Here is a 26,378-nt window from a genome sequence, read left to right on the forward strand (position 1 = left end):
GATAACGGTCTTCTAAGATTTAGCCAAGGATATCAGGTGTAGAGAAGGTAACAGCCCATATAGTTACTGATGTTCATAACGATATTTATAAAACCATATTTATAAAACTATCTGCATAAAAATACCCGCGATTGATGCGGGTATTTTTATGCATGGGCTAATACTGTGATTAAACCTTGTATGGCGCTGCTAGCTTTACGCAAATACTTTTAGGCGCGCACGACCATTAACGACTGCTTGTTTAACCTGATTTGGCGCGGTACCACCTAAATGGTCACGGGCGGCTAATGAACCTTCTAGCGTTAGATACTCAAAAACATCATCGCCAATCGCATCGCTAAATTGCTGTAGCTGCGCCAGTGATAAGTCACTTAAATCAACGCCTTCTTTGATACCCAAAGCAACGGCATTGCCGACCACTTCATGGGCATCACGGAAAGCCACACCGCGGCGAACCAAATAATCAGCCAAATCGGTGGCTGTTGCATAGCCTTTCATGGTTGCAGCGCGCATATTTTCTTTATTTGGTGTGATGTTCGGTAGCATATCAGCAAAGGCGAGTAACGAACCGGTCAAGGTGTCAACGCAATCAAAGAGCGGCTCTTTGTCTTCTTGGTTGTCTTTATTATAAGCAAGCGGCTGACTTTTCATCAGGCTTAACAATGTCATCAATTGCCCAAAGACGCGCGCTGCTTTACCGCGCACCAGTTCTGGTACGTCAGGGTTTTTCTTTTGCGGCATGATAGATGAGCCAGTACAGAAGCGATCAGGGATTTGCACAAAGTTAAATTGCGCTGACATCCATAGGATAATCTCTTCGCTCATACGTGACATATGCATCATAAGGATAGATGCGGCAGAGGTAAACTCAATAGCAAAATCACGGTCTGAGACCGCATCGAGTGAGTTTTGGCAAATACCTTCGAAACCTAGCAACTTGGCAGTGATGGTACGATCGATAGGGAAAGTCGTGCCAGCAAGGGCGGCGCTACCAAGCGGCATCTGATTGATACGGCGGCGCGCATCGACAAGACGCTCGGTATCGCGGTATAACATCTCAAACCATGCCATCACGTGATGACCGAAGCTGACGGGCTGCGCGGTTTGCAGATGGGTAAAACCTGGCATGATGGTATCAGTGTGCTGTTCCGCCAAATCTAGCAAGCCGCTTTGCAAACGTACCAATAGCGCGATGATATTATCGGTTTCTTCACGCAACCAAAGACGAATATCGGTCGCAACCTGATCGTTACGGCTACGGCCAGTATGCAATTTTTTACCTACCGCGCCGACAATATCAGTTAAGCGTGATTCGACGTTCATGTGCACGTCTTCAAGCGCGATAGACCAGTTAAACTCGCCGGCTTCAATCTCGCGTAACACTTGTTGTAGACCATCGATAATGGTCGCAACGTCGTCAGCGCTTAAGATGCCACACTCTTTAAGCATGGTGGCGTGCGCAATTGAGCCTTGAATATCGTGGCGGGCAAAGCGTTGGTCAAAGCCGACAGAAGCGGTAAAGGCGGCGACAAAGCTGTCCGTCGCTTCACTAAAGCGACCGCCCCACATCTGCTGACCCTGACTACTGGTAGGGCTTTGCGCTGCGGCAGTATTTGTTGGAGAAGCTTCTGTGCTAGAATCAGAAACAGCTGGATTTTTATTTGAATCGGGATTATTACTATTTGAAGAATTGGCGTTCATATCGGTACAAGACAAGTCAAGAGAATAAGAACTCAAGTATAGCAAATGATGAGGTTGCCTTACTAGCGGAGCGCTTAGAGTTTTTTATGCCCAAGCTCATGGAAATCATGAAGGCTTGGCAGTGGCTACTGGCAATCTTTTTTTGGTCACTGTTTGTAGCGATAGTCGATCGCCATAGTGTGGCCAACCAAGCGCAATTTATCATCAAATTTATCGCAAGGTTTATCCAGACCAGCTTAACCTTGATACCTTCTTTTTATTTAATTGATTATCTGCGCCCTATATTAAAGCGTTTAAGCGTCTCAACAGCCAGCATCTATGTCTTGCTTATCTTAACGAGCGCCACAGCAGTGACCATGATGTTGGTCCTACTGATTATGATAAATTTTGGTTGGTTTGATTATAGTATTCGCGTCTTTGTCTCAACGGTGGTGTTTAATACCGTCATTACCGCCGGTTTTACTATTGCCACTTTGCTAATTTTTTTACGGCGCTACCGTGAGCTGAATGCGCTGAAGCAATCATTTGAGCAAAAATTGAGCGCCCAAAACGATATATTAAAAGCTCGCTTAGCGCCGCATTTCTTTTTTAATACCATTAATACCCTGATGTCGCTGATTGAAACCAACCCAACCCGCGCCGCTTACTTATTGCAGCACGTTTCAGCGTTATTCCGTGCCAGTTTTAATGGTGCGCGTGAGATTAGCTTTGAAGAAGAGATTGCCCTTTGTGAGCATTATTTGGCCATTGAGTCTATCCGCTTGGAGGACAAACTGGCAGTAAACTGGCGGCTACCTGACGAAGATGTTATGTATGACATGGTCATCACTGCTTTGACTTTACAAAGCGTGATTGAAAAAATGTTGGTTAACGTCATTAGGATGACCACCGACACCATTTATATCGATATTAAAGTCAGTTGGCTGCAGCATCGCGTCGAGATTACCATTAGCGTGCAGCTGCCTAAAAAAACCTTGATGATTAACCATGACTTACGCCAGCACATGGATTTTTATATTCAAGCAGAACGTCTGCGAGCTTATTTTGGCGACAGCGCAGATATCCAAAGCCGCGTGACGAGTAAACAAATTATTACTATTATTCATTACCCGCTCCAAGATGTCAGTTTATAATCTTTGCTTTTGAAAGCGCTTTCTTTGGTTGGTCATAATAAACCAGCAATCGTAGGCGGGTAGCGTGGCATATTTATTGCACTGTTTATCATATTGTTGATGATTATTATCAGTTTTTAAACTCACCAGTTTTTAAAATTAGCAGCTTTTAAAATCAACAGTACTTAACTATTACCAATGCTTAACTATTACCAATGCTTAACTATTACCAATGCTTAAATATTACCAATGCTTAAATATTACCAATGCTTAAATATTACCAATGCTTAAATATTAACAGTGCTTAAATGCTAAAAATGGCGTTGAAACGCTCAAGCGCTATTGGTGGCTTGCAGAAATGGGACGGTTGGTTTATAACTGAAGTAGGGTGCATTGCCTTTGCTAAAAGGCGTATGGTATTTTTTGCTAAGTGGTGAGCTTTAAATGATGATAAATCCTAATAAATGCTGATATATGATAAATACTATTAAAGATTGTTAAGTCTGCACTTATAAAGGAGTTTGCATGCGGATTGTTGTTTGTGATGATGAGCCATTAGCCCGTGAACGTTTGGTTAGGATTGTCCAAGAATCAGGTCATGAGGTGGTTGCCCAAGCAAAGACGGGCATCGAGGCCATTATTGCCGTAAAATCTCAGCAGCCGGACATCATACTGCTCGATATTCGTATGCCTGAGATGGATGGGGTTGAGTGTGCCCAAGAGCTTGCGAAGCTGAATCATCCACCCGCCATCATCTTTGTAACGGCTTACGACCATTATGCGATTGCAGCGTTAAAAGCCAATGCCATTGGTTATTTATTAAAACCAGCCAATAAAGATGAGTTGCTAGAAGCACTGCATAAAGCCACCAATCTCAATGCCGCGCAATTAAATGAGATTCGCAAACTCGAAAACCCAACTGCCCGTCCAGTGCGTGAACATATCGCAGCGCGTACCCACCGCGGGGTTGAGCTGATTGAGCTCAAAGATATCTACTACTTTACTGCCGATCAAAAATACGTCAAAGTACGCCATAAAGAAGGCGTTGTCCTCATTGATGACACCCTAAAAGAGCTTGAGCAAGAGTTTGAAGACAGGCTTTTTCGCGTGCATCGTAACGCGATTATCAATATCAAATATCTATATTTTTTAGAAGCCTTAGATGCAGGACAGTTTCAACTGCACTTTAAAGGGATTGATGAGACGCTAGCAGTCAGTCGTCGCCATCTACCGGCACTCCGTGAAAAGATTCAAAGCATGTAGTGATAAGGGCTTCATGCTGTTGACATAATCATGCCATATCATCAAACCCTTATTTATGCTTAAATAGGGGTATTTTTTTGCATCATTCTGCTTTATATATCGTTTGTAGCGCCCGTTTTGGGTGCCAAATTTGCATTATTGTTGCGCACTGACATTCTAGTATCGAACTTATTGAGGCCTTTTATGAGCACCATGCAGCCACCTGCTTTGACTACCTTAAATATCGCCACCCGCCAAAGCCCATTGGCATTATGGCAAGCTGAGCATATCCGTGACCGCCTACTGGCGCTATATCCTGAGCTGACGATTAACCTGCTAAAGATTGTCACTAAAGGGGATAAGATTTTAGATACGCCACTGGCAAAAATTGGCGGCAAGGGTTTGTTCGTTAAAGAGCTTGAGCAAGCATTGTATGACAAGCAGGCCGATATTGCGGTGCATTCTTTAAAAGACGTACCGATGGAATTGCCAGAAGGCTTGACGCTGGGTGTCTATTGTAAACGTGCCTCGCCAACTGACGCCTTTGTTTCTAACACTTATCATAGTATCGATGAGTTGCCACAAGGTGCGGTAGTCGGTACCGCAAGTCTACGTCGCCAATGCCAAATCAAGGCCTATCGTCCTGATTTGCAAATTAAGACCCTGCGCGGCAACGTCGGTACGCGCTTAGGGAAGCTTGATGCGGGCGAGTATGACGCCATTATTTTGGCCACCAGTGGTTTGCAGCGTATTGAGCTTGATGAGCGCATTCGCAGTGAGTTGGATATTGATATTTGCTTGCCAGCGGTCGGACAAGGTGCTCTAGCGATTGAATGCCGTGAAGGCGATGATGAGGTTCTAAAATTACTAGCACCGTTAAATGATGATAAAGCTCGTATCCGCCTCATCGCTGAGCGCGCGCTAAACCGTCATTTACAAGGTGGCTGCCAAGTACCGATTGCGGCTTATGCAGTATTGCAAATGGCTGATGCAGACGACGATAGCGATAGCCAAAACGGCAATAATGATGCCGGTGATAGCTTATGGCTACGTGGCCGCGTCGGTCAAGAAGACGGTAGCGAGCTGCTCAAAGCTGATAAACGCCTGACTTTAAGCGGCAGCCAAGCTGAACAAGAAGCGCAAGCCAACCAGCTAGGTATTGACGTCGCTGAAATGCTACTAGCCATCGGTGCTGGTGATATTTTATCAGCCATTTATAATCCTAAATAGCATCTATATTTAATAATGTTTAACTATTATTGTCATCTCAATCATAGTGCTATCTTTATTTAGATGGTTCTATGATTAAGCGTCCTTTCTTCCTAAGCCTTTTGTCACGGTATGTTTATGTCTTGGTCATCACCGAAGTCCACTGATTCGAATCAACCTATTGATAAGCCAGTATTGCTGCCGCAGGTTGTCATCAATACGCGCCCAGTTGAGCGTGCCGCACCGCTGACCGAGCATTTACAAGCAGCAGGGATGTCAGTGATTGATATGCCGATGTTGACCTTAGAGGCGCGTCCAACTACCGAGCAGGATATGGGATTGATGCGCCAATGGTTTGCAGGTAACTATCAAGCACTCGTTATCGTGAGCCCGACAGCAGCAGCTTCAGGGCTGGCTGTTTGGCAAGCACTTGAGCATGAGCGCCATGCTCAAAAATCTAGCGAAAATGCTAGTCAGCAAAAAGAGACAGGGTTTACAGGTTTAGAAGCGCCAAGTCATCTGATAGCGGTTGGGGAAGCCACCGCAGCGGTGTTAAATGATGCAAAGTTGGCTGCATCAAGCTATCAAGTATTGCAGCCGTTAATTGCCAATAATGAAGGTATGCTAGCCATGCCTGAAATTGACAGTCTCCAAGCTGGCGATAAGCTCTTGGTATGGCGCGGGCTTGGTGGGCGGCGCTTATTGGTCGATACCTTACAGGCGCGCGGCGTCCATATCGATAGCATCGCTTGGTATGAGCGCAAAATGCCTGCCGATGCTATGACGCAGTATGAGCAATGGCAAACGCAGTTTCTTACCCAACAATCCTTGCAGCAGACAACCTCAGTAGCACAGCCAAAGCCCATCGTGATTGTCAGTAGTGGCACGGCGTTTGAGCATTGGGAAGCGATTGTTAAGACAGTTGCCGCAAAAGCTTCAGAGTCAAATAAAGACAAAATAGCCGGTTCACCGCTGCAGCTTAATGATTTTGCTTACGTGGTATTAGGTGAGCGCTTAGCCAATATGGTCGCGCGTCAGCAGTTAAGCTATTGGCGGGTGGAAGATTTGGCGCCGGCCACTATCCTTGCGGCAATCCATTCGCCAATAGTGGATTCAATGTAGGTAAGAAAACAGAGTAAGCCAGAACACAGACTTTTATTAATCTACTTATTTTATATTTGCTTAAAAATTATCAATCACTAACGGTGCTGCCTTATGTCCATGAATTCTGAATCGTTATCTCAGGAACCTTCTGCTATTCAGCAGCGCCGGCAAGCAAATATGTTTTTGGTGCGCCTGCAATGGTTAATGATTTTATTGCTTATCGCCGCTTTACTGTGGCTTTATATCAGTCAGCAGCGTTTTGAGCATAATGTCAATGAGCGTTTGCAAAGCAATGAGCAAGTGGTCAGTCGCCTCAATGAGATGGATGATCGCATATTTGCTATGAGTCAGCAAACCTTGCCAGCACCGCGTACCGCCGCCAGTAGCCAAGCCCAAAACCAGCTCGATTTATTACGTATTCAAATACAAGCGGCTGATAGATTATTGGCAGACAATAACGAAAGTGCGGCGATTGAATTATTACGTGGCCTGCATTGGCAATTGTCCCAAAGCAGTAATGAGATTGCCCCAGCGCTGACTGTGGTGATTAAACAAAGCTTGGCAAAGGATATTGAGCGCCTGCAGGCAAGAAGCTCACAGCCGAGTCCGTGGCAGCTACAAAATATAGCCATTCAAAATATCCAAGAGTTTTTGCACAGCTACGAGCGTGAACATCCTGCTAATGCCAGCGATTTGACTCAAAACCTTGATAATAATATGAGCTTAACGCGTCGCCAGCTCATGATTCACGAAGTGATTATGACATTGAATCTCGCCACCCAAGCCAGCAATATGCGTGAAAAAGAGCAGCTGGTCGGCTATCTGCGTCAAGCGCGCAAACAGCTGCAAACCCTAGTACCACAAACGTCAACGCCACAAACAACATCTACTAATAATAAAACCTCTCCAACAGCGAATAGTACAACCGCTAATAAAGATAAGGTACAAACCAAATCGTCTCCTAATGACATTACCGAGGTTATAGACTGGCTAGATCGATTGATTGCCAATGCGCCAAAACCTACGCCATTATTAACCAAGCAAATTTTAGATAAGCCTAAACGTTAATGGTGTTTTTTAAAACTCTATAAGATAAAAACAAGAGAAAGCTAGTGATGAATAGTTTTGAGAAAAATACAGCGTTAAGTAATGAAAGTTTAAGTAATGCCCGTCCTGACGAGTTGGCGCACTATCCAATTATTCATCATCAGCCGATACATTGGGGTGAGATGGATGCCTTTAACCATCTAAATAACGTAGTGTTTTATCGCTATGCGGAGTCAGCACGGATTGGCTATTTGCAGGCGCTTGGCATGTTTGATGGCAGTATGGTCACGGTCTTAGCGCAATCAAGCTGCCAATATCTACACCCTGTCACTTATCCCGATACCTTATTATTAGGCGTGCGTTGTCAGCGTTTGGGTAATACCAGCATAGTAATCGAGTATAGCTATTATAGCTGCGCCCAAAAGATGATTGTCGCAACCGCTGATGCGGTCATTGTCCGTTTAGACAGTGATGGCAAGGATAAGTTGCCTTGGACCAATGAGGAGCGTGAGCGCTTAGTGGCATTAGAAGCAAGCGTTGGTCATACGCCCGAGCTTTAAAAACTTTAAAAAGTCGGCTTATTTAGTAGGTTATAAATGCTACTAAAATGATAACGGTAAAACAGTAATCATCAATAAAGAATCAATAAAAAACTCATAAAAAAAGGCACGCTAAATGATTAGCGTGCCTTTTTTGTTCTATTTCTACTGCTAGCTTTTACTGTGGGTCTTTATTTTTGCTTAGGCGCGTGAACAAAGTCAACGACGTTCAACTCAAACCCTGACAAGGCATAAAACTTCATCGGTGATGACAGTAAGCGCATATCACGAACCCCTAAATGGCGTAAAATCTGTGCGCCAACCCCAATGCTGCGATACGGCTGCTGAGCAATGGTTGAGATTGATTGATTTTCAGCGGCTTTATCAAGCGCCTCTCCTAAATCAATCGGCTGATGATTGCCAATCCAAACCAGCACGCCGCGTTCTGATTCTTGTATTTCTTCTAATGCTGAGCGTACGCTCCATCCGCTACGACCAGTGGTGTCATTTTTAGCGGCAAATAAGTCGCGTAATGGATGGAAACCATGGACACGAACGGTACTAACGCCTTCGCTCACATCGCCTTTTACCAAGGCTAAATGAGTTTCGTCAGCGCCAAATTCGCGGAAACGATGTAAGGTAAAGGTACCGTATTCGGTCTCAAACGGATGTGATTCAATCTCTTCGACCGTTTGTTCATTGGCAATGCGATAGTTAATTAAGTCTGCAATCGTACCGATTTTAATACCATGCTCTTTGGCAAATATCTCAAGGTCATCACGGCGCGCCATCGTCCCATCATCATTGATGATTTCAACAATAACCGCTGCTGGCTCCAGACCTGCTAGGCGCGCTAAATCACAACCCGCTTCAGTATGACCGGCACGATGAAGGACACCGCCATTTTGAGCCATGATTGGGAAAATATGCCCAGGCTGGACGATATCTTCTGGTTTTGCTGAAGAAGATACCGCTGCTTGAATGGTACGCGCACGGTCAGCGGCAGAAATACCCGTCGTCACGCCTTCAGCGGCTTCAATAGACACGGTAAAGTTGGTGCTAAATTTTGCCTCATTGCGGTCTGACATCAGTGGCAGTGCCAGCTGCTGACAGCGTGCTTCTGATAAGGTCAAACAAACCAAACCGCGCGCATGGGTAATCATAAAGTTAATATCATCAGGGCGCACATGGGTCGCTGCCATAATGATATCGCCTTCGTTTTCACGATCTTCGTCATCCATTAAGATGACCATTTTTCCAGCACGAATATCTTCGATAATCTCAGGAATCGTATTTAAACTCATAGGAAGTCTCAATATTTTATTATTTATAGATAGGTTTAATTAGGGATATACATCATCATCTGCCTATTGTAGCAGTAGATTGACAAAAACACTGTTGCGGTAAAGCAAAGCATGGCTTGATAAGAGCCACATAAATAGAAGCAATGTGCTATAAAGTTTTCCGATCAACTGGTTTGTATATATCATTATGAGGACATTTTAACGCTTTTCACCCCAATGTGCTGCGTCATCTTGCCAATATGTCAGTTAATAGGTTAAAAATAATCATAAGTATTATCAATGATGCAAACGCATAGCCTTTATTCGTTACTGGCCGCTTGACCCTTTAGCCAGTCCATAAACTGCTTACTATGTTGCTCGCGCTGATTGTCAGCAAATTTATAAAAACTTGTCCCGACTAAATTGTCGGGTAAATAGCTTTGCGGATAATAGTGGTTGGGATAATCGTGCGGATAAGCGTAGCCTTGACCATAACCTTGATTGCGCATCAATTTGGTCACGCCATTACGCAAATGTAGCGGCACAGGTGAGGCGTCTTTTTCTGCCAAGGCCATCGCCGCATTGATGGCTTTATAAGTGCTATTACTTTTGGCGCTGGTCGCCAGATAAACCACCACTTGCCCTAAAATTAGACGTGCCTCAGGCATGCCAATGGACTGCACACTGCGCAATGCGGCATCCGCAAGAAGTAGGGCATTAGGATTGGCATTACCGATATCTTCGCTCGCCAAGATGACCAAGCGCCGCGCGATAAAATCGGCAGGCTCGCCGCCAACCAACATCCGCGCCATCCAATATAGCGCAGCATCAGGGTCGGAGCCGCGTACGGATTTTATCATGGCAGATATAATATCGTAATGTTGCTCGCCATCTTTATCGTAGCGTACGAGCGCCGTCTGAGCGACACGGGCGACCAATTCATCATCAATGACAAGCGGCGACTGCTTAGCATCCGCCGTTTGAATAGCAAGCTCTAATAAATTGAGCGCTTTTCTGGCATCACCATGTGCCAACTGGCTTATCGTTTGTTGCGCCTGTAAATCAACGGTTAAATTTTTGAGAATGTTATCTTCTAAAAGCGCGCGCTGTAATACGGCACTGATTTGTTCAGGCGTCAGCGGCTCTAGACGATAAACTTGGCAGCGCGATAGCAGCGCATTATTAACGCTGAATGATGGATTTTCGGTTGTCGCCCCAATCAAAGTAATATCACCTGACTCTACTGCGCCAAGTAACGCATCTTGCTGGGCTTTATTAAAACGATGAATCTCATCGATAAACACCACCGGTGACTCAAAGCTTAGTGAATCCTTGGTATCTAATACTTCACGCAATTGCTTAACGCCGGTATTTAATGCTGATAACGCATGAAAGGGTCGCCCAACGGCATCAGCCAACAGCATCGCAATGGTGGTTTTGCCAATACCTGCTTCGCCATGCAAAATAATCGACGGCAAATGTCCTTGTTCGACCAAGCGCCGTAACGGTGCACCCGCTGCTAACAGATGCTCTTGACCGATAATAGCATCAAGGGTTGCAGGGCGCATACGCTGAGCAAGGGGCGTATCGGCATGAAAATTAGGTGGCATAAAGGTCTCTATTATCAATTAAATATTTTTAATTCTTATTAGGGTGTATCTTTATTTTAAGCTTAACGCTAAAAACAATGACTCATGTCGTTCTAGCTAGGCTAACGCAGATTTACGTTAATAAAAGTCAGCTAAGTGTACAGCTTATGTCTTAAAGGCTTTATTTTTTAAGTTTTTACCCTTATTAAAGGTTTAACAGTTCTATAAAAAATAGTACTTATAAAATAGCATCTATAAATGCTCAGTTTTTGAATATAAGGTAAGACACTAATGATGTTGCAGTCGACTTTCAAGCGCTTATTTAAGCCTTCTATAGCTGCTAAAGGCCCAAAGCAACAGTCACGCCAGCTGACTGAGGGAGAGATAGCACTGGCACGCTCAGTGTTCGGTGACAGCCTTAAGCTTGATGGTGTGCAGCTTAAGACCGCGTGGTGGGTACTAAAGCATTATGCTGTCAGTCCTAATGGTAATATTTATTTCCATCTGGCCGACTGGGTTACGGATTTTAGCCAGTGTTCCTTGGCTAAGCAAAGCTGGCTTATCCATGAATTGACCCACGTTTGGCAATTGCAGCAAGGTCTTAAAGTCGTACGTGGCGCTATCATAAATCGCCGTTATGATTATGTACTTGAAGCAGGTAAGTCCTTTTTTAACTATGGCATTGAACAGCAGGCGCGTATGGTACAAGACTATTTTGTCCGTCGTCATCGTGGTCACGACTGTCGTGATTTTGAAACTTGTATTCCATTTTTAAAGGTACAAACGCTCAATAGCAGTCATGATACCCGTGACAGTCACCGCTCATTTAAAGTTTAATCTTTCTATTATGCTGGAATATTTATATGATGGCTTAAGTTTTCTCTTATTGTAGACAGTTAATATATAAACAAAATAAGTAGAAAGGCTAGACAATAGCAACAGGAATTATAATAAAAAACATGGTAATAAAAAGCTCGATACTTTATCACTCAATTGACTCAATAGCGCTTCTAGAAATATCATCATTCATGGATAGTGTTATCACGTTGGCTTTTACTCTTTCTGCTTTTAATAAGGATATGAATTCGGATGTTTAAACTTTTACCAGTAAAACCTGACATTGACACTGATACCTGTCGTTGCTCTATCAATAAAACGATGATTCGCCCTTATAAAGCACCGACATTGCTTGCGGCAGCATTGACTGGCGTATTGTTAGTGAGCGGCTGTCAGCAGCAAGCAGAAGAGCCAGTACCTGATACCAACCAAACCAGCGAGCAAACCAGCGCTGAAGACAGTCAGCCTATGCGCAAAAGCGATTCGGCTGCTGCCCGTATAGAGCAGTTCCAGCCTTTGTATCTTGCGCAAGCGAAAGGACTGCAGCAGCGCTTGCAAGCAGAGTATGAATCGCTACAAGCGGCAGATGCGTCAGACAGTGGCAATGATTTGTTACCTGATAGTACAAATGCTGTGTCAGTAGACAATGCTAAGCCGTCTAATACCGCTAATCCAGTTGCAAATAATACAGCTTCTGAGCAAATAGCCAAACCAGCCACCACGGATTCAGCAGCAGTCGCCACGGCGAATAATAATAGTGAGTCTAATGCTAATAGTAACTCTGATATCGATGCTACTGCAGAGACTGATATCAATACCAGTACCGAGGTTGGCGAGCGCGATTTAACCGTGCTTAAGCGTATTAGCCTTGAGCCGCGTAAACCAGTGATGTTGACAGATGAGCAGATTATAGACAGTTATCAGCAAGCGATGGAAACCCTTTATCAACCTGTGGCCACGCCACTTAGTGCTGAAGATGTTGATACCTTGATTAATATTGCGACTTTGGTGCCGCAGGTCTTTGAACATGCAGAAATCGCCGGTAGACTTAGTGCAAAAAGTCCAGCGCTGGCGCGTTTGATTATTCAGCATCAGGTTTGGGAACAAATAGAAGCCCAGCAAGTCATTGATATGCAGCAGATGAAAATCACCCAGCAGCAAGAGTTTGAAACGCTGATGGCGAAATTTAACGAAACCATTAAAGGCTATGATGAACAAATTGCCAAATACGAGCAAACTTTAAAAGAATTTCAGTAAAGCTTTATAAGTTTAGAGTATTAAAGCTGTTTTGCTTAATGCCTCTTATTAAAGGCAAACCATAAAAAATCCCGCTACGATAGCGGGATTTTTTATCTGTCTAATTTTTATACTTTTAAAACAAAAGACTGACTACTTGCGGTCTTCGACTTTAACGAATTCGCGTTTTGTCTCACCAGTATATAACTGACGTGGACGACCGATTTTGAACGGTGCGCTGTGCATCTCAAGCCAATGGCTAATCCAACCAGAGGTACGTGCCAATGAGAAGATAACAGTAAACATTGACGTTGGGATACCGATGGCTTTAAGGATAATGCCAGAGTAAAAATCAACGTTTGGATACAAGTTACGCTCAACGAAGAACGGGTCTTCTAAAGCGATTTTCTCAAGTGCCATTGCAAGCTCAAGCTTAGGATCATTGATACCCAATGCGCCCAATACTTCATCACAAGTCTCTTTCATCACTTGTGCGCGTGGGTCAAAGTTTTTGTAAACACGGTGACCAAAGCCCATCAATTTCACTTCACGGCTTTTCACTTTTTCCATGAATGCTGGTACGTTTTCAACTGTACCAATTTCATCTAACATAGTGAGTACGGCTTCATTGGCGCCGCCATGCGATGGTCCCCAAAGGGCCGCAATACCAGCAGCGATACAAGCGTAAGGATTTGCGCCAGTAGAACCCGCTAGACGTACGGTAGACGTTGAAGCATTTTGTTCGTGATCAGCATGCAAGGTAAAGATTTTGTCCATTGCACGGGTGATAACGTCATTGGTTTTGTAGTCAACATCAGCAGGCGTTGCAAACATCATGTATAAGAAGTTTTCCGCATAATTGAAATCATTACGTGGATACATGAACGGTTCGCCCTGTGAGTATTTATAACTCATGGCCGCAAGCGTTGGCATTTTAGCGATTAGGCGAATAGCGGTGATTTCACGATGCTCTTCATTGCTCACATCTAGATTTTCATGATAGAAAGCTGATAAAGCACCAACGACACCAACCATAATAGCCATAGGATGGGCGTCACGGCGGAAGCCTTCAAAGAATTTGCGTAATTGGTCATGAACGCCAGTATGCTTACGGATTTTTTCATAGAAATCCGCTTTTTGCTCAGCGTTTGGTAAATCACCATGAATCAGCGCATACGCCACTTCTAAGTATTCAGCATTATTTGCAAGTTCATCGATAGGATAGCCGCGATGCAACAGCTCGCCTTTACCGCCATCAATGAAGGTGATTTTTGACTCAACAGGCGCAGTTGCCATAAAACCTGGATCGTAGGTCCAGTAGCCCGCTTTTTGAAAAGCAGCAACTTCGATAACTGACGGCCCTAAAGTACCTTCAATAATAGGAAGTTCGTATTCTTCACCATTTACGGTTAGTTTGGCATTGTTGTCAGCCATAAATTGCTCTCCATTTTTTAACTTGTTAGAATAAAAATATATCGACGCACACCCTCGCGTCATCACTAATCAAACGGTAAAACAGTTAAAGGGTTAAATAAATTTAACCCATTTAAGATGCAGGCTATATTAGCAGTTATTAGCTAAGTTTTGAAAAGACTTTTAGCAGTAATGTCTGTAATAGGGGTGCTGTAGTCGTCATTAGCGACTGTAAACTTTGTATCAAAATATGTCTGCTTAGTAATTTGGCTGTAAAGCATCATGCTAATATGAAAGTAATGATTATCATTAACATTATAATATTACAGTGTTTTTGCTAAGATAAGCCATTTTAATCTTTAAGGCGCTATACTATAAAACAGAGAGAGTATGCGTAACCGACAAATTGGCTTAATGCGACGAATTATTTTGATTGAGTAATACTAATGAATTCATCTTACTAATAGCCAGCTTTTTGTTATTTAATCTCTAATAACCACTATTTAGGGGATAAATTTGTAATTAGCGGCCAGTCATTTTATAATTAGAGGGATTTAACTGGCACTAGCTTTGCGCAAATTGATAAATCAACGTAATTAAGTCGCTGATAAAGCCTAGCTTTACTGCTGCTTTTTTACGATTGGACGTTCGCTTTATAGACCAGAACCCAGCTTATCGCTTAAATATTCTTGTTAACTGTTCTATTTTTAGATATCCAACAGTGAAGTTTACCTTAATAAAAAATGATAATATAGAGATGACACCCTGGCGTTATCTTTTTTTGTTGATGGCAAGCAGTAAAAATAGACTAGTTAATCGATTTATCCCATGCTGCGTGCTTACTATTATAAAACACGCAGACAGCTTGTTATTGGTAGGGATTGTCTGTTCCACAAGCGAGGTTGAGCAGTCTATAGGGTCCTTATAGGAATCTATAGAAGCCTTATAGAAAAAGGTCTCATAGAAACGATATATAGAGAGCGTGTTTTCTATATAAAATCTATCTATCAAATTTAGCGCAAATGAAATAACGTCAGCTAGCCCTTCCTTACCTTATTCATCTCATGTGTTGCTCGCCGCTTATAGAAGTGTATTTGTACCAAGCGTTGATAGCAGATACAGGAGTATAACCGCAAAAAGGATGCCCGCTGTGAAAAGCAACCGACCTATTGATCTGCCCTTAAGCCAAGTGATTAGCGTTAATCGCTCACCGATTGCGATAGCTTCAATCTTGCATCGTATCTCTGGCATTATTTTATTTCTACTTATTCCTGTCATGTTATGGATATTACAGAATTCTTTGGCGTCGCCTGAGAGTTTTGAAGCCATATTTGACAATGTCCTTGTTCGCTTTTTGGCGTGGATTTTTGTCGCCGCCATCGCTTATCACTTTGTGATGGGTATCAAGCATTTATTTGCTGATATGGGCATGAATGAGGAGCTAAAATCTGGCCGTGCCGCTTCTATGATTAGCTTTGTAATTGCAGCAATCTTAATTGTCGCGTCATTTGTATGGGTGATGTTCTAATGAAAAATGATTCAGGAATCAAAAGCGCTACTGGTCTAACCGGCTCAGGTTCACGTGATTGGATTATCCAGCGTATCAGTGGTGTGGTTTTAGCCGTATACAGTGTGGTATTACTGGGCTTCTTCTTAACTCATGGCAATGTAAGCTTCGTTGAATGGTCAGAATTTATGACCAGTTTACCGATGCGTCTGTTCAGCTTATTGGCCGTTTTGGCGTTGGCTGGTCATGCTTGGGTTGGTATGTGGACGGTATTTACTGACTATATTACCACTGGCAAACTGGGCTCAAGCGCAGCAGGTCTACGTTTAGTGCTACAGTCATTAATGATTATCGCTATTTTAGTTTTCCTATTTTGGGGCATTATGATTTTTTGGGGTAACGGCTTCGGTGTTGTTGCGGTTTAACCATTAATCATAGGTTTAGATATTGATTTATCTGATTTTTATAAATTGAATATCTAACCATAACAACGGATAAAGCTGACAGCATTGGTGATGATTCGCTTATTTTAAAGCGTTTATTTTAAATAACGTACTTTTTGAAAGCGTTTATTTTAAACAAGGTACTTTAAAGTGCTCAGGCGATAAGAAATCCGTTAGTAGCCAAAATAGTCATAGCTAATCATAGCGTTGGGCGCCCACTAAATTCACAATTACTGATACGGTAAATGACGCTTATTCAATAGATAAAGCTGTGAACAAGTGAGCAAGCCCAATATAACGATAGATATGCAAATTAAGTGGTTGAAGGCTGTTTGTATTGTATTTTGATTATTGTCAGTAGCGTTGCAGCAAAAGCTTGCTAGCGTTAGCGCACAATAAGATGCAGACCACCCTTTTTATTTACTTCTAAGCATTAACAGGCATTAGGAAAACCGTAATGGCAACTAGACAAGATAATACCATTAGTAATATCAAAACCCTGAACTACGACGCGGTCATCGTTGGTGGCGGCGGCTCAGGTATGCGTGCTTCATTGCATTTAGCGGAAGCGGGCATGAAGGTTGCAGTCTTGACCAAAGTATTCCCGACCCGTTCGCACACCGTTGCTGCTCAAGGCGGTATCGGTGCAAGTTTGGGTAACATGAGCAATGATAACTGGCACTTTCACTTTTATGACACCGTTAAAGGGTCAGATTGGTTAGGTGACCAAGACGCTATTGAGTATATGTGCCGTGAAGCGCCAAAAGTGGTGTATGAGCTTGAGCACATGGGTATGCCGTTTGACCGTAACGAAGACGGCACGATTTATCAGCGCCCATTCGGTGGTCATACCTCAAACTATGGCGAAAAAGCTGTACAGCGTGCTTGTGCTGCTGCTGACCGTACCGGTCACGCGCTACTACATACGCTATATCAAAAAAACCTACAGCAAGGTACTGAGTTCTTTATCGAGTGGATTGCCCTTGATTTGATCAAAGACGACGCCGGTAACATCAATGGCGTCATCGCTATTGAGCAAGAAACGGGTACTGTTGCGGTATTCCAGTCGCCAATCACTGTATTAGCGACAGGCGGCGCAGGTCGTATCTTTGCCGCATCTACCAACGCTTACATCAATACTGGTGACGGTATTGGCATGGCGGTTCGCGCAGGCATTCCACTACAAGACATGGAGTTCTGGCAGTTCCACCCAACGGGCGTTCATGGTGCTGGCGTACTATTGACCGAAGGTTGCCGCGGTGAAGGTGCTATCTTACGTAATAAAGATGGCGAAGCCTTTATGGAGCGTTATGCGCCAACCGTAAAAGACTTGGCACCACGTGATTTAGTATCGCGCTCTATGGACCAAGAAATCAAAGAAGGCCGTGGTTGTGGTCCAAATGCTGACCATATCGTAATGGATATGACGCATTTAGGCGTTGAAACCATCATGAAGCGTCTACCATCAGTATTTGAGATTGGTAAGAACTTCGCCAACGTTGATATCACTAAAGAGCCAATTCCCGTTATCCCAACCATTCACTATATGATGGGTGGTATTCCAACCACGATTCATGGTCAAGTGATTGTTCCGGATCTAGAAGCGGGTACCGATGAAGACGGTTTATATGCTAAAGGCAATGTCGTTAAAGGTCTTTATGCTATCGGTGAGTGTGCTTGTGTGAGTGTTCATGGTGCTAACCGTTTAGGTACTAACTCACTGCTTGATTTATTAGTCTTTGGTCGCGCTGCTGGTAAGCATATCGTTGATGAATTCCATCATGCTGACCACAACTATAAGCCATTAGATCCACGCGTTCTTGATTTTACCGTGCGTCGTTTAGACAAACTGCAACAATCAACCTCGGGCTATAATGCACAAGACGTCGCTGACGAGATTCGTGCAACCATGCAAACGCATGCCAGCGTATTCCGTACGCAAGCGATGATGGACGAAGGCGTTGAGAAAATCTTAGCGCTTGGTGAAAAAATCGACCAAATCCATTTGGCGGATAAATCACAAGTCTTTAACACCGCGCGTATTGAAGCGTTCGAAGTTGCTAACTTGTATGAAGTGGCAAAAGCTACGATGATATCAGCGGCTAAGCGTCACGAAAGTCGCGGCGCACACAGTGTGTCTGACTATGATCGTCCAGAAGATGATGAATACGCACCAAACGGCCGTAACGATAGAGAATGGATGAAGCATACCTTATGGTATTCTGAAGGCAATAAAATTATCTATAAGCCGGTTCGTAAAGTGCCATTGACGGTCGATTATATCGAGCCAAAAGTCCGCGTCTATTAATTCTAGACTGGGTGCGCATGATTTTTACGCACTGTAAAAAACGTTTTATCCCTTATTAATTTATTAAAAAGGTGACCGCCAGCGACAGGCCGCTATCAGCGCTGAGATTTAGACATACCAGCGCTGATGGTTTACAGTCTTTAGATTGTAAGGTTTGTCAGCCCGCCATCATCTACGTGTGGAGTTTAGCATTATGAGCCGAGGTACTCGCACCATCGAAATCTATCGCTACGATCCTGATGTGGACGCAGCGCCGCGCATGCAAACTTATACGGTTGAGTTGTTAGACTCAGATCGTATGTTGCTTGACGTGTTATTACGCCTAAAAAAGGAAGATGAAACCCTCACCTTCCGTCGCTCATGCCGTGAAGGTATTTGCGGTTCTGACGGCATGAACATCAATGGTAAAAATGGTCTTGCCTGTCTAATCAACATGAATACCTTGCCAGAAAAAGTAACGGTTCGTCCGTTACCAGGTTTACCGGTTGTTCGTGATTTGGTCGTCGATATGAACCAGTTTTACGAGCAGTACGAAAAAGTTCATCCGTTTTTAATCAATGACCAGCCAGCGCCAGCAACAGAGCGTTTGCAGTCACCTGAGCAACGTGAAAAATTGAACGGTTTGTATGAGTGTATCTTATGTGCATGCTGTTCAACCAGCTGCCCATCGTTCTGGTGGAACCCTGATAAGTTCTTGGGTCCAGCAGCACTATTGAATGCCAACCGTTTCGTTTCTGACAGCCGTGATACTGATACGCGTGCGCGTTTAGCACGTTTAGATGATCCGTTTAGCTTGTTCCGTTGCCGCGGTATTATGAACTGTGTTTCAGTCTGTCCAAAAGGTTTGAATCCAACCAAAGCCATTGGTCATCTACGTAATTTACTGCTTGATCATGCAGGTTAGTCTACCTTTTATGGTCAATTAGCTTTATAATAGCGCCATCAAAAACACCACCTATCATTAGGTGGTGTTTTTTATTAAAAAATATTAGCATTTAGCTATTTTTTAAGTGATAAGCCATTGTTTTTCTTATTAACACGACCATATTGATATCGTGAGCGGTATTGTTGAGGGCCAGTGGCAAATCCGTGAGGGTAAGTAAGGCTGTATTAACAATACGTTGCTTGTATGTAAGAAGACATGCTATATCGCGCGTCTCCCTATATAATTGAATATGGTAATATTGTTTAGTGTTAAAGAGACTTAGAGTTGCAATGATGAAGGTGTTGCAAAGATGAAGGTTTTACAAATACTAAGCAATTTTAAGAACAAAGTTGCGAAAAATGATAATAGATATTCATTACGTAAATACCTAGTATTGAACAAACAAACTATGGCCCATAGGGTAGGCATGTTACTCTATACGGCAATGTATGTTTGGCGGAATATACGCCAATTTTCTACCATAGGAAGACGTTTCAGTAAAAATAGCCAATTGATAGGCTAACTGAAAGAAAAATGCTGGGCTAAAAACCTTATCATTAACAATTTGGTTATAGCTGACAGCATTATATATAAATTAATGTTGTGAAACGAGACGATTAAGAAAACCGGCCGTTCACAAATAATTGTAATTGTAAGATTGGTATTGCAATCAGGCTTTTTTATCGTTAGATAGCTTTTGGTGTCAACGCTTTAGTTTTAAAAACTAATAGTAAATATTAAAAACTGATGGTAAATATCGCCAATCTACAACGCATGACACAATAATAAGCACGATTCCATTCATTTATCTATCAAATAGACGATTATTATGAATAGTATAACTAAAGAAGCAGTGAGCGTAGATCATACTGAACTGGCCGCTGATAATGCCAGTTACATCGAAGCGCTCTATGAGCAATATCTAGAAGATCCTAGTAGCGTTGATGGCGATTGGCAAGCGTATTTTGAACAATACAAATCACCAAACGATGCCGCGCATAATGCGATTAAAGACCAGTTCTTATTGTTAGCACGTAATCAGACTGCTAATAAAGTGAGTGCTGATACGTCTGGCGCAACCGCTAACGATCCAGGTAACTGTGCTGACCCGAAACAAATGGGCGTGCAGCAGCTGATTTCAGCGTACCGTCGCCGTGGTCATCGCCGCGCTAAGCTTGATCCCTTAGAACTACATCCACGTGCAGAAGTGGAAGATTTAACCCTTGCTTATCACAACCTGTCAGAAGCTGACCTTGATACGGTATTCCCAACCAATGATTTAAATATTGGTAAGGATGAAGCGACGTTACGTGAAATTATCGAAATCATGGAGCGCGTTTACTGTCGTTACATGGGTGTCGAGTATATGCACGTGACCACCAGCACAGAAAAACGCTGGATGGAAAAATATCTAGAGACCAATTTAGGTTACATCGAGTTTGATAAAGAAAAACGTTTATCAATTCTTGAGCGTTTGACTGCTGCTGAAGGCTTAGAGAAATACTTGGCTCGTAAATATACGGGCGTTAAGCGTTTTGGTCTAGAAGGTGGCGAGAGCTTTATTCCTGCTATCAATGAAATCATCCAACGTGCTGGCGGTTATGGCACTAAAGAGATGGTCATTGGTATGGCTCACCGTGGACGCTTGAACTTACTGGTTAATATCTTGGGTAAAAACCCTGCCGATTTGTTCGATGAGTTCGATGGTAAAGTACAGCCAGAAAAAGGCTCAGGTGACGTTAAATACCACAACGGTTTTTCATCAAACGTGATGACGCCAGGTGGCGAGGTGCATTTAGCATTGGCGTTTAACCCATCGCATCTTGAGATTGTGGCACCTGTACTGCAAGGGTCGGTACGCGCACGTCAAGTTCGTCGTAACGATCAGCCATTACAAGACAATAAAACTGGTAATTCAGTACTGCCAATCGTTATCCATGGTGACGCCGCTTTTGCTGGTCAAGGTGTGGTACAAGAAACCTTCCAGATGTCACAGACTCGTGCTTATACCACGGGCGGTACGGTTCATATTGTTATCAATAACCAAGTTGGTTTCACCACCAGCCGTCAAGAAGATGCGCGTTCAACGGAATATTGTACTGACGTGGCAAAAATGGTGCATGCACCTATCTTACACGTAAACGGTGATGATCCTGAGTCAGTAGTATTTGCCGCTCAATTGGCATTAGATTATCGTCATGAGTTTGATAAAGACATTATCATTGACTTGTTCTGCTACCGTCGTAACGGTCATAACGAAGCCGATGAGCCATCTGCAACTCAGCCATTGATGTATGCCGTTATTAAGAAGCTACCAACGACGCGTACTATCTATGCGCAAAAGCTGATTGAAGAAGGTCTGCTTAACCAAGAAGATGAAAAACGCTACGAAGATGAATATCGTGAGTCGTTAGACCGTGGTGATTATGTTGCCAACTCTTTAGTTAGCCAACCTAACGAAGAGCTGTTTGTCGATTGGAAACCTTATTTGGGTCATGACTTGGTTGATGACTGGGATACCAGCGTCGATATCGAAATACTAAAAGGTTATGGTCGCCGTATGGCCGAGATGCCAGAAGGCTACAAGCTGCAACGCCAAGTACAAAAAATGGTCGAGCAGCGCTTAGCCATGCAAACCGGTGAAGAGCCTCTCAACTGGGGTGCAGCTGAAACCTTGGCTTATGCCTCATTGGTTGATCATGATGGGGTATTGGTTCGTATTACCGGTGAAGACGTTGGCCGTGGTACGTTCTCGCATCGCCATAGTGAAATCTATAACGTTAATGACGGCAGCATGTATGTGCCACTGTCACATATCAGTGAAAAACAAGCGCGTTTTGCCACTTATAACTCATTGTTGTCAGAAGAAGCGGTATTGGCCTTTGAATATGGCTACGCAACGACTGTGCCAAATGCTCTAATCGTTTGGGAAGCGCAGTTCGGTGACTTCGTCAACGGCGCACAAGTGGTTATTGATCAGTTTATCTCAAGTGGTGAGACCAAATGGCAGCGTGTTTGTGGTCTAACCATGTTGTTACCACACGGCTATGAAGGCCAAGGTCCTGAGCATTCATCTGCTCGTCTTGAGCGCTTCTTACAGCTATGTGCTGAAGACAATATGCAAGTCATTACGCCAACGACACCAGCGCAAATTTATCATGCGCTACGCCGTCAAGCAGTACGTCCGATTCGTAAGCCATTGATCGTTATGTCACCGAAGAGTTTGCTACGTCATAAGCTTGCGACGTCAAACCTTGAAGAGTTGGCAAACGGTAAGTTTGAAACGGTATTGCCAGAGATGGATCAGCAAAATCCGGACAACGTGACTCGTATGGTGCTATGTGGCGGTAAAGTTTATTATGACTTGCTAGAGCAGCGCCGTGCGCTAGGTCTTGACCATGTTGCGATTGTGCGTATTGAGCAGCTTTATCCATTGCCAGAGAAACGTTTGATTGCTGAAATTGAGAAATATAGCAATTTGGCTGAGATTGTTTGGACGCAAGAAGAGCCATTGAACCAAGGTGCTTGGTATTATTTAGCGCCGCACATGTTCCGCATTGTCGTGCCGCATCCAACCAAGGCGAAAGTCATGGAGCCAGTGGCGCGTCCTGCTAGTGCAGCACCAGCGACAGGTTCGGCAAAACTGCATGTCAAGCAGCAACAAGATTTGATTGCTGGTAGCCTTGGCATCAGTGTGGATGAGCTGTCTAAATAGCGACTCGTTTACGTAACAGATTATTCAAGATACATGAATCAGGCGATAACAGTCAGTACTCGGTATGACCATTTCAGCAAGACAATTTAAAACGGTACTGACTGCTTATCACGACTTAATAATAAATAGTAATATCAACATCTAAGGAGTATATCGATGGCTGAAATTAAAGCCCCCGTGTTTCCAGAATCGGTTGCCGACGGCACCATCGTGGAATGGCATGTCACTGAAGGTCAAGAAGTTAGCCGTGATGACTTATTGGCTGAAATCGAAACTGATAAAGTGGTATTAGAAGTTGTTGCACCTGATAACGGTGTTGTGACTAAAATCGTTAAGCAAGTTGACGATACTGTTTTGTCTGACGAGTTAATCGCAGAGTTTGAAGCAGGTGCCAGCGGTAGTACAGATAGTGGTAGCGCTGATAAAGGTGATGCTCCTGCAGTTGATCCAGACCAGCCAGCAGCGCCAGTACAAGCAAAGCAAGGTACTGATGGCGGCGAGCCAGTTCAAGCGACAGATAAAAAAGACGAAGCTGATCATAAAGATCAAAGCCCTGCGGTACGTAAAGCGGCGAAAGAGTCTGGCGTTGATCCTAAAGACGTCGAAGGCAGTGGCCGCGGCGGTCGTGTGACCAAAACCGATATGGCAAACCCAACGCTAAAAGCTGACAGCTCTATCAAATCTGATAGCGGTCGTCCAGTCGCTGAGTCAACAGGTGAGCGCACTGAAAAACGCGTACCAATGACGCGTCTACGTAAAACAGTTGCCAATCGTCTGCTAGCTGCTTCGCAAGAAACAGCGATGCTAACCACGTTTAACGAAGTCAACATGAAACCGTTGATGGACATGCGTGCTAAGTATAAAGAGCAGTTTGAAAAGCGTCACGGCGTACGTCTAGGCTTTATGTCGTTGTTCGTAAAAGCGGCGACTGAAGCATTGAAACGCTTCCCAGCGGTTAACGCCTCACTAGATGGCGATGATATCGTTTATCATGGCTACTATGATATCGGTGTTGCTGTATCTTCAGATCGTGGTTTGGTTGTTCCTGTACTACGTGATGCCGATCGCATGAGCATGGCTGATGTTGAAGCTAAGATTCGTGAATTGGGTGGTAAAGCACAGAAAGGTAAGCTTGGTCTAGATGAGATGACTGGTGGTACGTTCACTATCTCAAACGGCGGCGTATTTGGTTCACTCATGTCAACGCCAATCTTGAATCCACCGCAAACCGCTATCTTGGGTATGCATGCTATCAATGATCGTCCGATGGCAGTCGATGGTAAAGTTGAGATTTTACCAATGATGTATCTTGCATTGTCTTATGACCACCGTATGATTGATGGTAAAGAGGCAGTGCAGTTCTTAGTAACTATCAAAGAGTTGGTCGAAGATCCAACCATGTTGCTATTAGACCTTTAAGCCTATGAGCTTGTATCGGTAACCACTGATACAAGCTTTTTAACTTTGGAATAGGTGATTGTGGTTTATTGATAAATGCTGGATAAACCTTTGTTCTTAGCGTGTATTAACGACAGAATAAAATGTGCCTTTATTTATCATGAGCTTAATTAATCATTCAAATCCTAACTGAAATTAGAATTAGAAATAGGAACGTACTATGAAAGACAATTATGATCTAGTCGTCATCGGCGGCGGTCCTGGTGGTTATGAAGCCGCTATTCGTGCAGGCCAACTGGGTATGAGCGTTGCTTGTATCGAAAAACGCGTTTATAAAGGTGAGCCAGCTCTTGGCGGTACTTGCTTGAACGTCGGTTGTATCCCATCAAAAGCCTTGCTTGACTCATCACACCGTTATGAAGCGACTAAGCATGACCTTGCTGAACATGGTATCAGCACCGGCGACGTTGCTATCGATATCGAGCAAATGATTGCCCGTAAAGAAGGCATCGTTAAGCAATTGACCGGCGGCGTTGCGGCATTGTTAAAAGGTAATGGCGTTGACTGGCTTCAAGGCTGGGGCACGTTGGAAGATGGTAAAGGCGTGGATAAAAAAGTTAAATTTACCGCCCTTGCTGACGAAGCAGAAACCATTATTACGGCTAAAAACGTGATTCTTGCAGCAGGTTCTGTTCCTATCGATATTCCTGTGGTAAAAACTGATGGCGATCGCATCGTTGATTCTACTGGCGCGCTTGATTTCACTGAAGTTCCTAAGCGTTTAGGCGTGATTGGTGCCGGTGTTATCGGTTTAGAGCTTGGCTCAGTATGGCGTCGTTTGGGCTCAGAAGTGGTGGTTTATGAAGCGCTACCAAGTTTCTTAGCCGCCGCTGACAAAGATATTGCTAAAGAAGCGGGCAAAATGCTGAAGAAGCAAGGTCTTGATATCCGTGTCGATACCAAAGTGACCAATGCGGAAGTGAAAGGCGATCAAGTTGTCGTTACTAGTGAAGCTAAAGGCGAGTCGAGCGAGGAAAGCTTTGATAAGCTAATCGTTTGTGTTGGCCGCCGTGCCTACTCTGAAAAACTATTGGGCGCAGACAGCGGTATCACCTTGACTGAACGCGGTCTAATCGATGTTGATGACCAATGCAAAACCAACCTTGATGGCGTTTACGCTATCGGTGACTTGGTCCGTGGCCCTATGCTTGCGCATAAAGCAATGGAAGAAGGCATGATGGCGGTTGAGCGCATTCATGGCGAAAAAGCACAAGTTAACTATGACACGATTATTAACGTCATTTATACTCATCCAGAAATCGCATGGGTTGGTTTGACTGAGCAAGCAGCGACTGAAGCGGGTTATGAAGTAAAAACCGGTTCATTTAACCTAGCAGCTAACGGCCGTGCGCTTGCGCAAAGTGAAGCACAAGGCTCTATCAAAGTCGTTGCTGATGCTAAAACAGACCGTTTATTAGGTATGCATGCTATCTCTGCTGGTGCTGGCGATATCGTCCATCAAGGTATGATTGCGATGGAATTTGTTTCTAGTATCGAAGACTTGCAGTTAATGACCTTTGCGCATCCAACCATTTCTGAAGCGGTTCACGAAGCGGCTCTTTCTGCAGATGGTCGCGCGATTCACGCCATCCAGCGTAAAAAGCGCAAGTAGCTTTTAAAGTTAAAATGATTAAAGCTAAAAAAGTTAAAGCTAAGACAATTTAAGTAAATATCAAGTTTAACCGGATGGGGCGACCGCTATCATTATTG

The 26,378-nt window shown here is 43.8% G+C and carries 19 protein-coding genes; 15 read left to right on the forward strand and 4 right to left on the reverse strand.

Going from position 1 to position 26,378, the window contains the following annotated elements:
- Window positions 1–195 precede the first annotated feature (195 nt).
- The gene (gene argH / locus PG901_RS05165; RefSeq protein WP_201564387.1) at window positions 196–1,569 is read right to left on the reverse strand and encodes an argininosuccinate lyase; all 1,374 of its coding nucleotides are present in this window, start codon (window positions 1,567–1,569) and stop codon (window positions 196–198) included.
- Window positions 1,570–1,787: 218 nt separating this feature from the next.
- On the opposite strand from argH, the gene PG901_RS05170 reads away from it, so the two are divergent.
- From PG901_RS05170 to PG901_RS05195, 6 genes are all read left to right on the forward strand, one after another.
- Entirely contained in the window at window positions 1,788–2,834 is a 1,047-nt protein-coding gene (locus tag PG901_RS05170; protein WP_271133755.1) for a sensor histidine kinase, read from the forward strand.
- A gap of 504 nt (window positions 2,835–3,338) precedes the next feature.
- On the forward strand, window positions 3,339–4,076 hold the full coding sequence (locus tag PG901_RS05175; RefSeq protein ID WP_271133756.1) for a LytR/AlgR family response regulator transcription factor: 738 nt from the start codon (window positions 3,339–3,341) through the stop codon (window positions 4,074–4,076).
- A 183-nt stretch (window positions 4,077–4,259) separates the two neighbouring features.
- A complete protein-coding gene (gene hemC / locus PG901_RS05180; RefSeq protein ID WP_271133757.1) occupies window positions 4,260–5,285 on the forward strand; it encodes a hydroxymethylbilane synthase in 1,026 nt (341 codons plus the stop codon).
- A gap of 117 nt (window positions 5,286–5,402) precedes the next feature.
- Window positions 5,403–6,386: a uroporphyrinogen-III synthase gene (locus PG901_RS05185; RefSeq protein ID WP_271133758.1), complete on the forward strand. Its 984-nt coding sequence runs from the start codon at window positions 5,403–5,405 to the stop codon at window positions 6,384–6,386.
- Between the two features lie 93 nt (window positions 6,387–6,479).
- Window positions 6,480–7,436 (forward strand): hypothetical protein, encoded by a 957-nt coding sequence (locus tag PG901_RS05190; RefSeq protein ID WP_271133759.1) that lies wholly within the window; start codon window positions 6,480–6,482, stop codon window positions 7,434–7,436.
- Window positions 7,437–7,483: 47 nt separating this feature from the next.
- On the forward strand, window positions 7,484–7,975 hold the full coding sequence (locus PG901_RS05195; protein ID WP_271133760.1) for an acyl-CoA thioesterase: 492 nt from the start codon (window positions 7,484–7,486) through the stop codon (window positions 7,973–7,975).
- A 170-nt stretch (window positions 7,976–8,145) separates the two neighbouring features.
- On the opposite strand, the gene ribBA is transcribed toward PG901_RS05195, so the two are convergent.
- Both ribBA and PG901_RS05205 read right to left on the reverse strand, forming a co-directional pair.
- Window positions 8,146–9,258: a bifunctional 3,4-dihydroxy-2-butanone-4-phosphate synthase/GTP cyclohydrolase II gene (gene ribBA, locus PG901_RS05200; RefSeq protein WP_201564333.1), complete on the reverse strand. Its 1,113-nt coding sequence runs from the start codon at window positions 9,256–9,258 to the stop codon at window positions 8,146–8,148.
- Between the two features lie 299 nt (window positions 9,259–9,557).
- Window positions 9,558–10,847, reverse strand: coding sequence for a replication-associated recombination protein A (locus PG901_RS05205; protein ID WP_271133761.1), 1,290 nt, complete (start codon window positions 10,845–10,847; stop codon window positions 9,558–9,560).
- Window positions 10,848–11,120: 273 nt separating this feature from the next.
- Between PG901_RS05205 and PG901_RS05210 the strand changes: the two genes are divergently transcribed.
- Together PG901_RS05210 and PG901_RS05215 are read left to right on the forward strand one after the other, a co-directional pair.
- Window positions 11,121–11,663: a type IV secretion protein Rhs gene (locus PG901_RS05210; protein ID WP_271133865.1), complete on the forward strand. Its 543-nt coding sequence runs from the start codon at window positions 11,121–11,123 to the stop codon at window positions 11,661–11,663.
- A gap of 252 nt (window positions 11,664–11,915) precedes the next feature.
- On the forward strand, window positions 11,916–12,920 hold the full coding sequence (locus tag PG901_RS05215; RefSeq protein ID WP_271133762.1) for a hypothetical protein: 1,005 nt from the start codon (window positions 11,916–11,918) through the stop codon (window positions 12,918–12,920).
- Window positions 12,921–13,052: 132 nt separating this feature from the next.
- Here PG901_RS05215 and gltA read toward each other — a convergent pair whose 3' ends face one another.
- Window positions 13,053–14,333: a citrate synthase gene (gene gltA / locus PG901_RS05220; RefSeq protein WP_201564339.1), complete on the reverse strand. Its 1,281-nt coding sequence runs from the start codon at window positions 14,331–14,333 to the stop codon at window positions 13,053–13,055.
- Between the two features lie 1,120 nt (window positions 14,334–15,453).
- Between gltA and sdhC the strand changes: the two genes are divergently transcribed.
- The 7 genes from sdhC to lpdA all read left to right on the forward strand — a co-directional run bounded on the left by sdhC (window position 15,454) and on the right by lpdA (window position 26,280).
- Window positions 15,454–15,840 (forward strand): succinate dehydrogenase, cytochrome b556 subunit, encoded by a 387-nt coding sequence (gene sdhC / locus PG901_RS05225; RefSeq protein WP_191691306.1) that lies wholly within the window; start codon window positions 15,454–15,456, stop codon window positions 15,838–15,840.
- A 17-nt stretch (window positions 15,841–15,857) separates the two neighbouring features.
- Window positions 15,858–16,244 carry a succinate dehydrogenase, hydrophobic membrane anchor protein gene (gene sdhD, locus PG901_RS05230; protein WP_227670405.1) on the forward strand — a complete coding sequence of 129 codons (387 nt, stop codon included), beginning with the start codon at window positions 15,858–15,860 and terminating at the stop codon, window positions 16,242–16,244.
- 475 nt (window positions 16,245–16,719) lie between these two features.
- Window positions 16,720–18,570 (forward strand): succinate dehydrogenase flavoprotein subunit, encoded by a 1,851-nt coding sequence (gene sdhA, locus PG901_RS05235; RefSeq protein WP_201564341.1) that lies wholly within the window; start codon window positions 16,720–16,722, stop codon window positions 18,568–18,570.
- A 193-nt stretch (window positions 18,571–18,763) separates the two neighbouring features.
- Window positions 18,764–19,474, forward strand: a complete 711-nt coding sequence (locus tag PG901_RS05240) for a succinate dehydrogenase iron-sulfur subunit (protein WP_183619461.1) — start codon at window positions 18,764–18,766, stop codon at window positions 19,472–19,474.
- A gap of 850 nt (window positions 19,475–20,324) precedes the next feature.
- A complete protein-coding gene (locus PG901_RS05245) occupies window positions 20,325–23,210 on the forward strand; it encodes a 2-oxoglutarate dehydrogenase E1 component (protein ID WP_201629266.1) in 2,886 nt (961 codons plus the stop codon).
- A gap of 156 nt (window positions 23,211–23,366) precedes the next feature.
- Window positions 23,367–24,629, forward strand: coding sequence for a 2-oxoglutarate dehydrogenase complex dihydrolipoyllysine-residue succinyltransferase (gene odhB, locus PG901_RS05250; protein WP_201564345.1), 1,263 nt, complete (start codon window positions 23,367–23,369; stop codon window positions 24,627–24,629).
- A gap of 199 nt (window positions 24,630–24,828) precedes the next feature.
- Window positions 24,829–26,280, forward strand: a complete 1,452-nt coding sequence (gene lpdA / locus PG901_RS05255) for a dihydrolipoyl dehydrogenase (protein WP_271133763.1) — start codon at window positions 24,829–24,831, stop codon at window positions 26,278–26,280.
- Window positions 26,281–26,378: the final 98 nt, after the last annotated feature.

This window comes from Psychrobacter sp. ANT_H3 (genome assembly GCF_027919975.1).
In the GTDB taxonomy this organism is placed as follows: domain Bacteria; phylum Pseudomonadota; class Gammaproteobacteria; order Pseudomonadales; family Moraxellaceae; genus Psychrobacter; species Psychrobacter maritimus.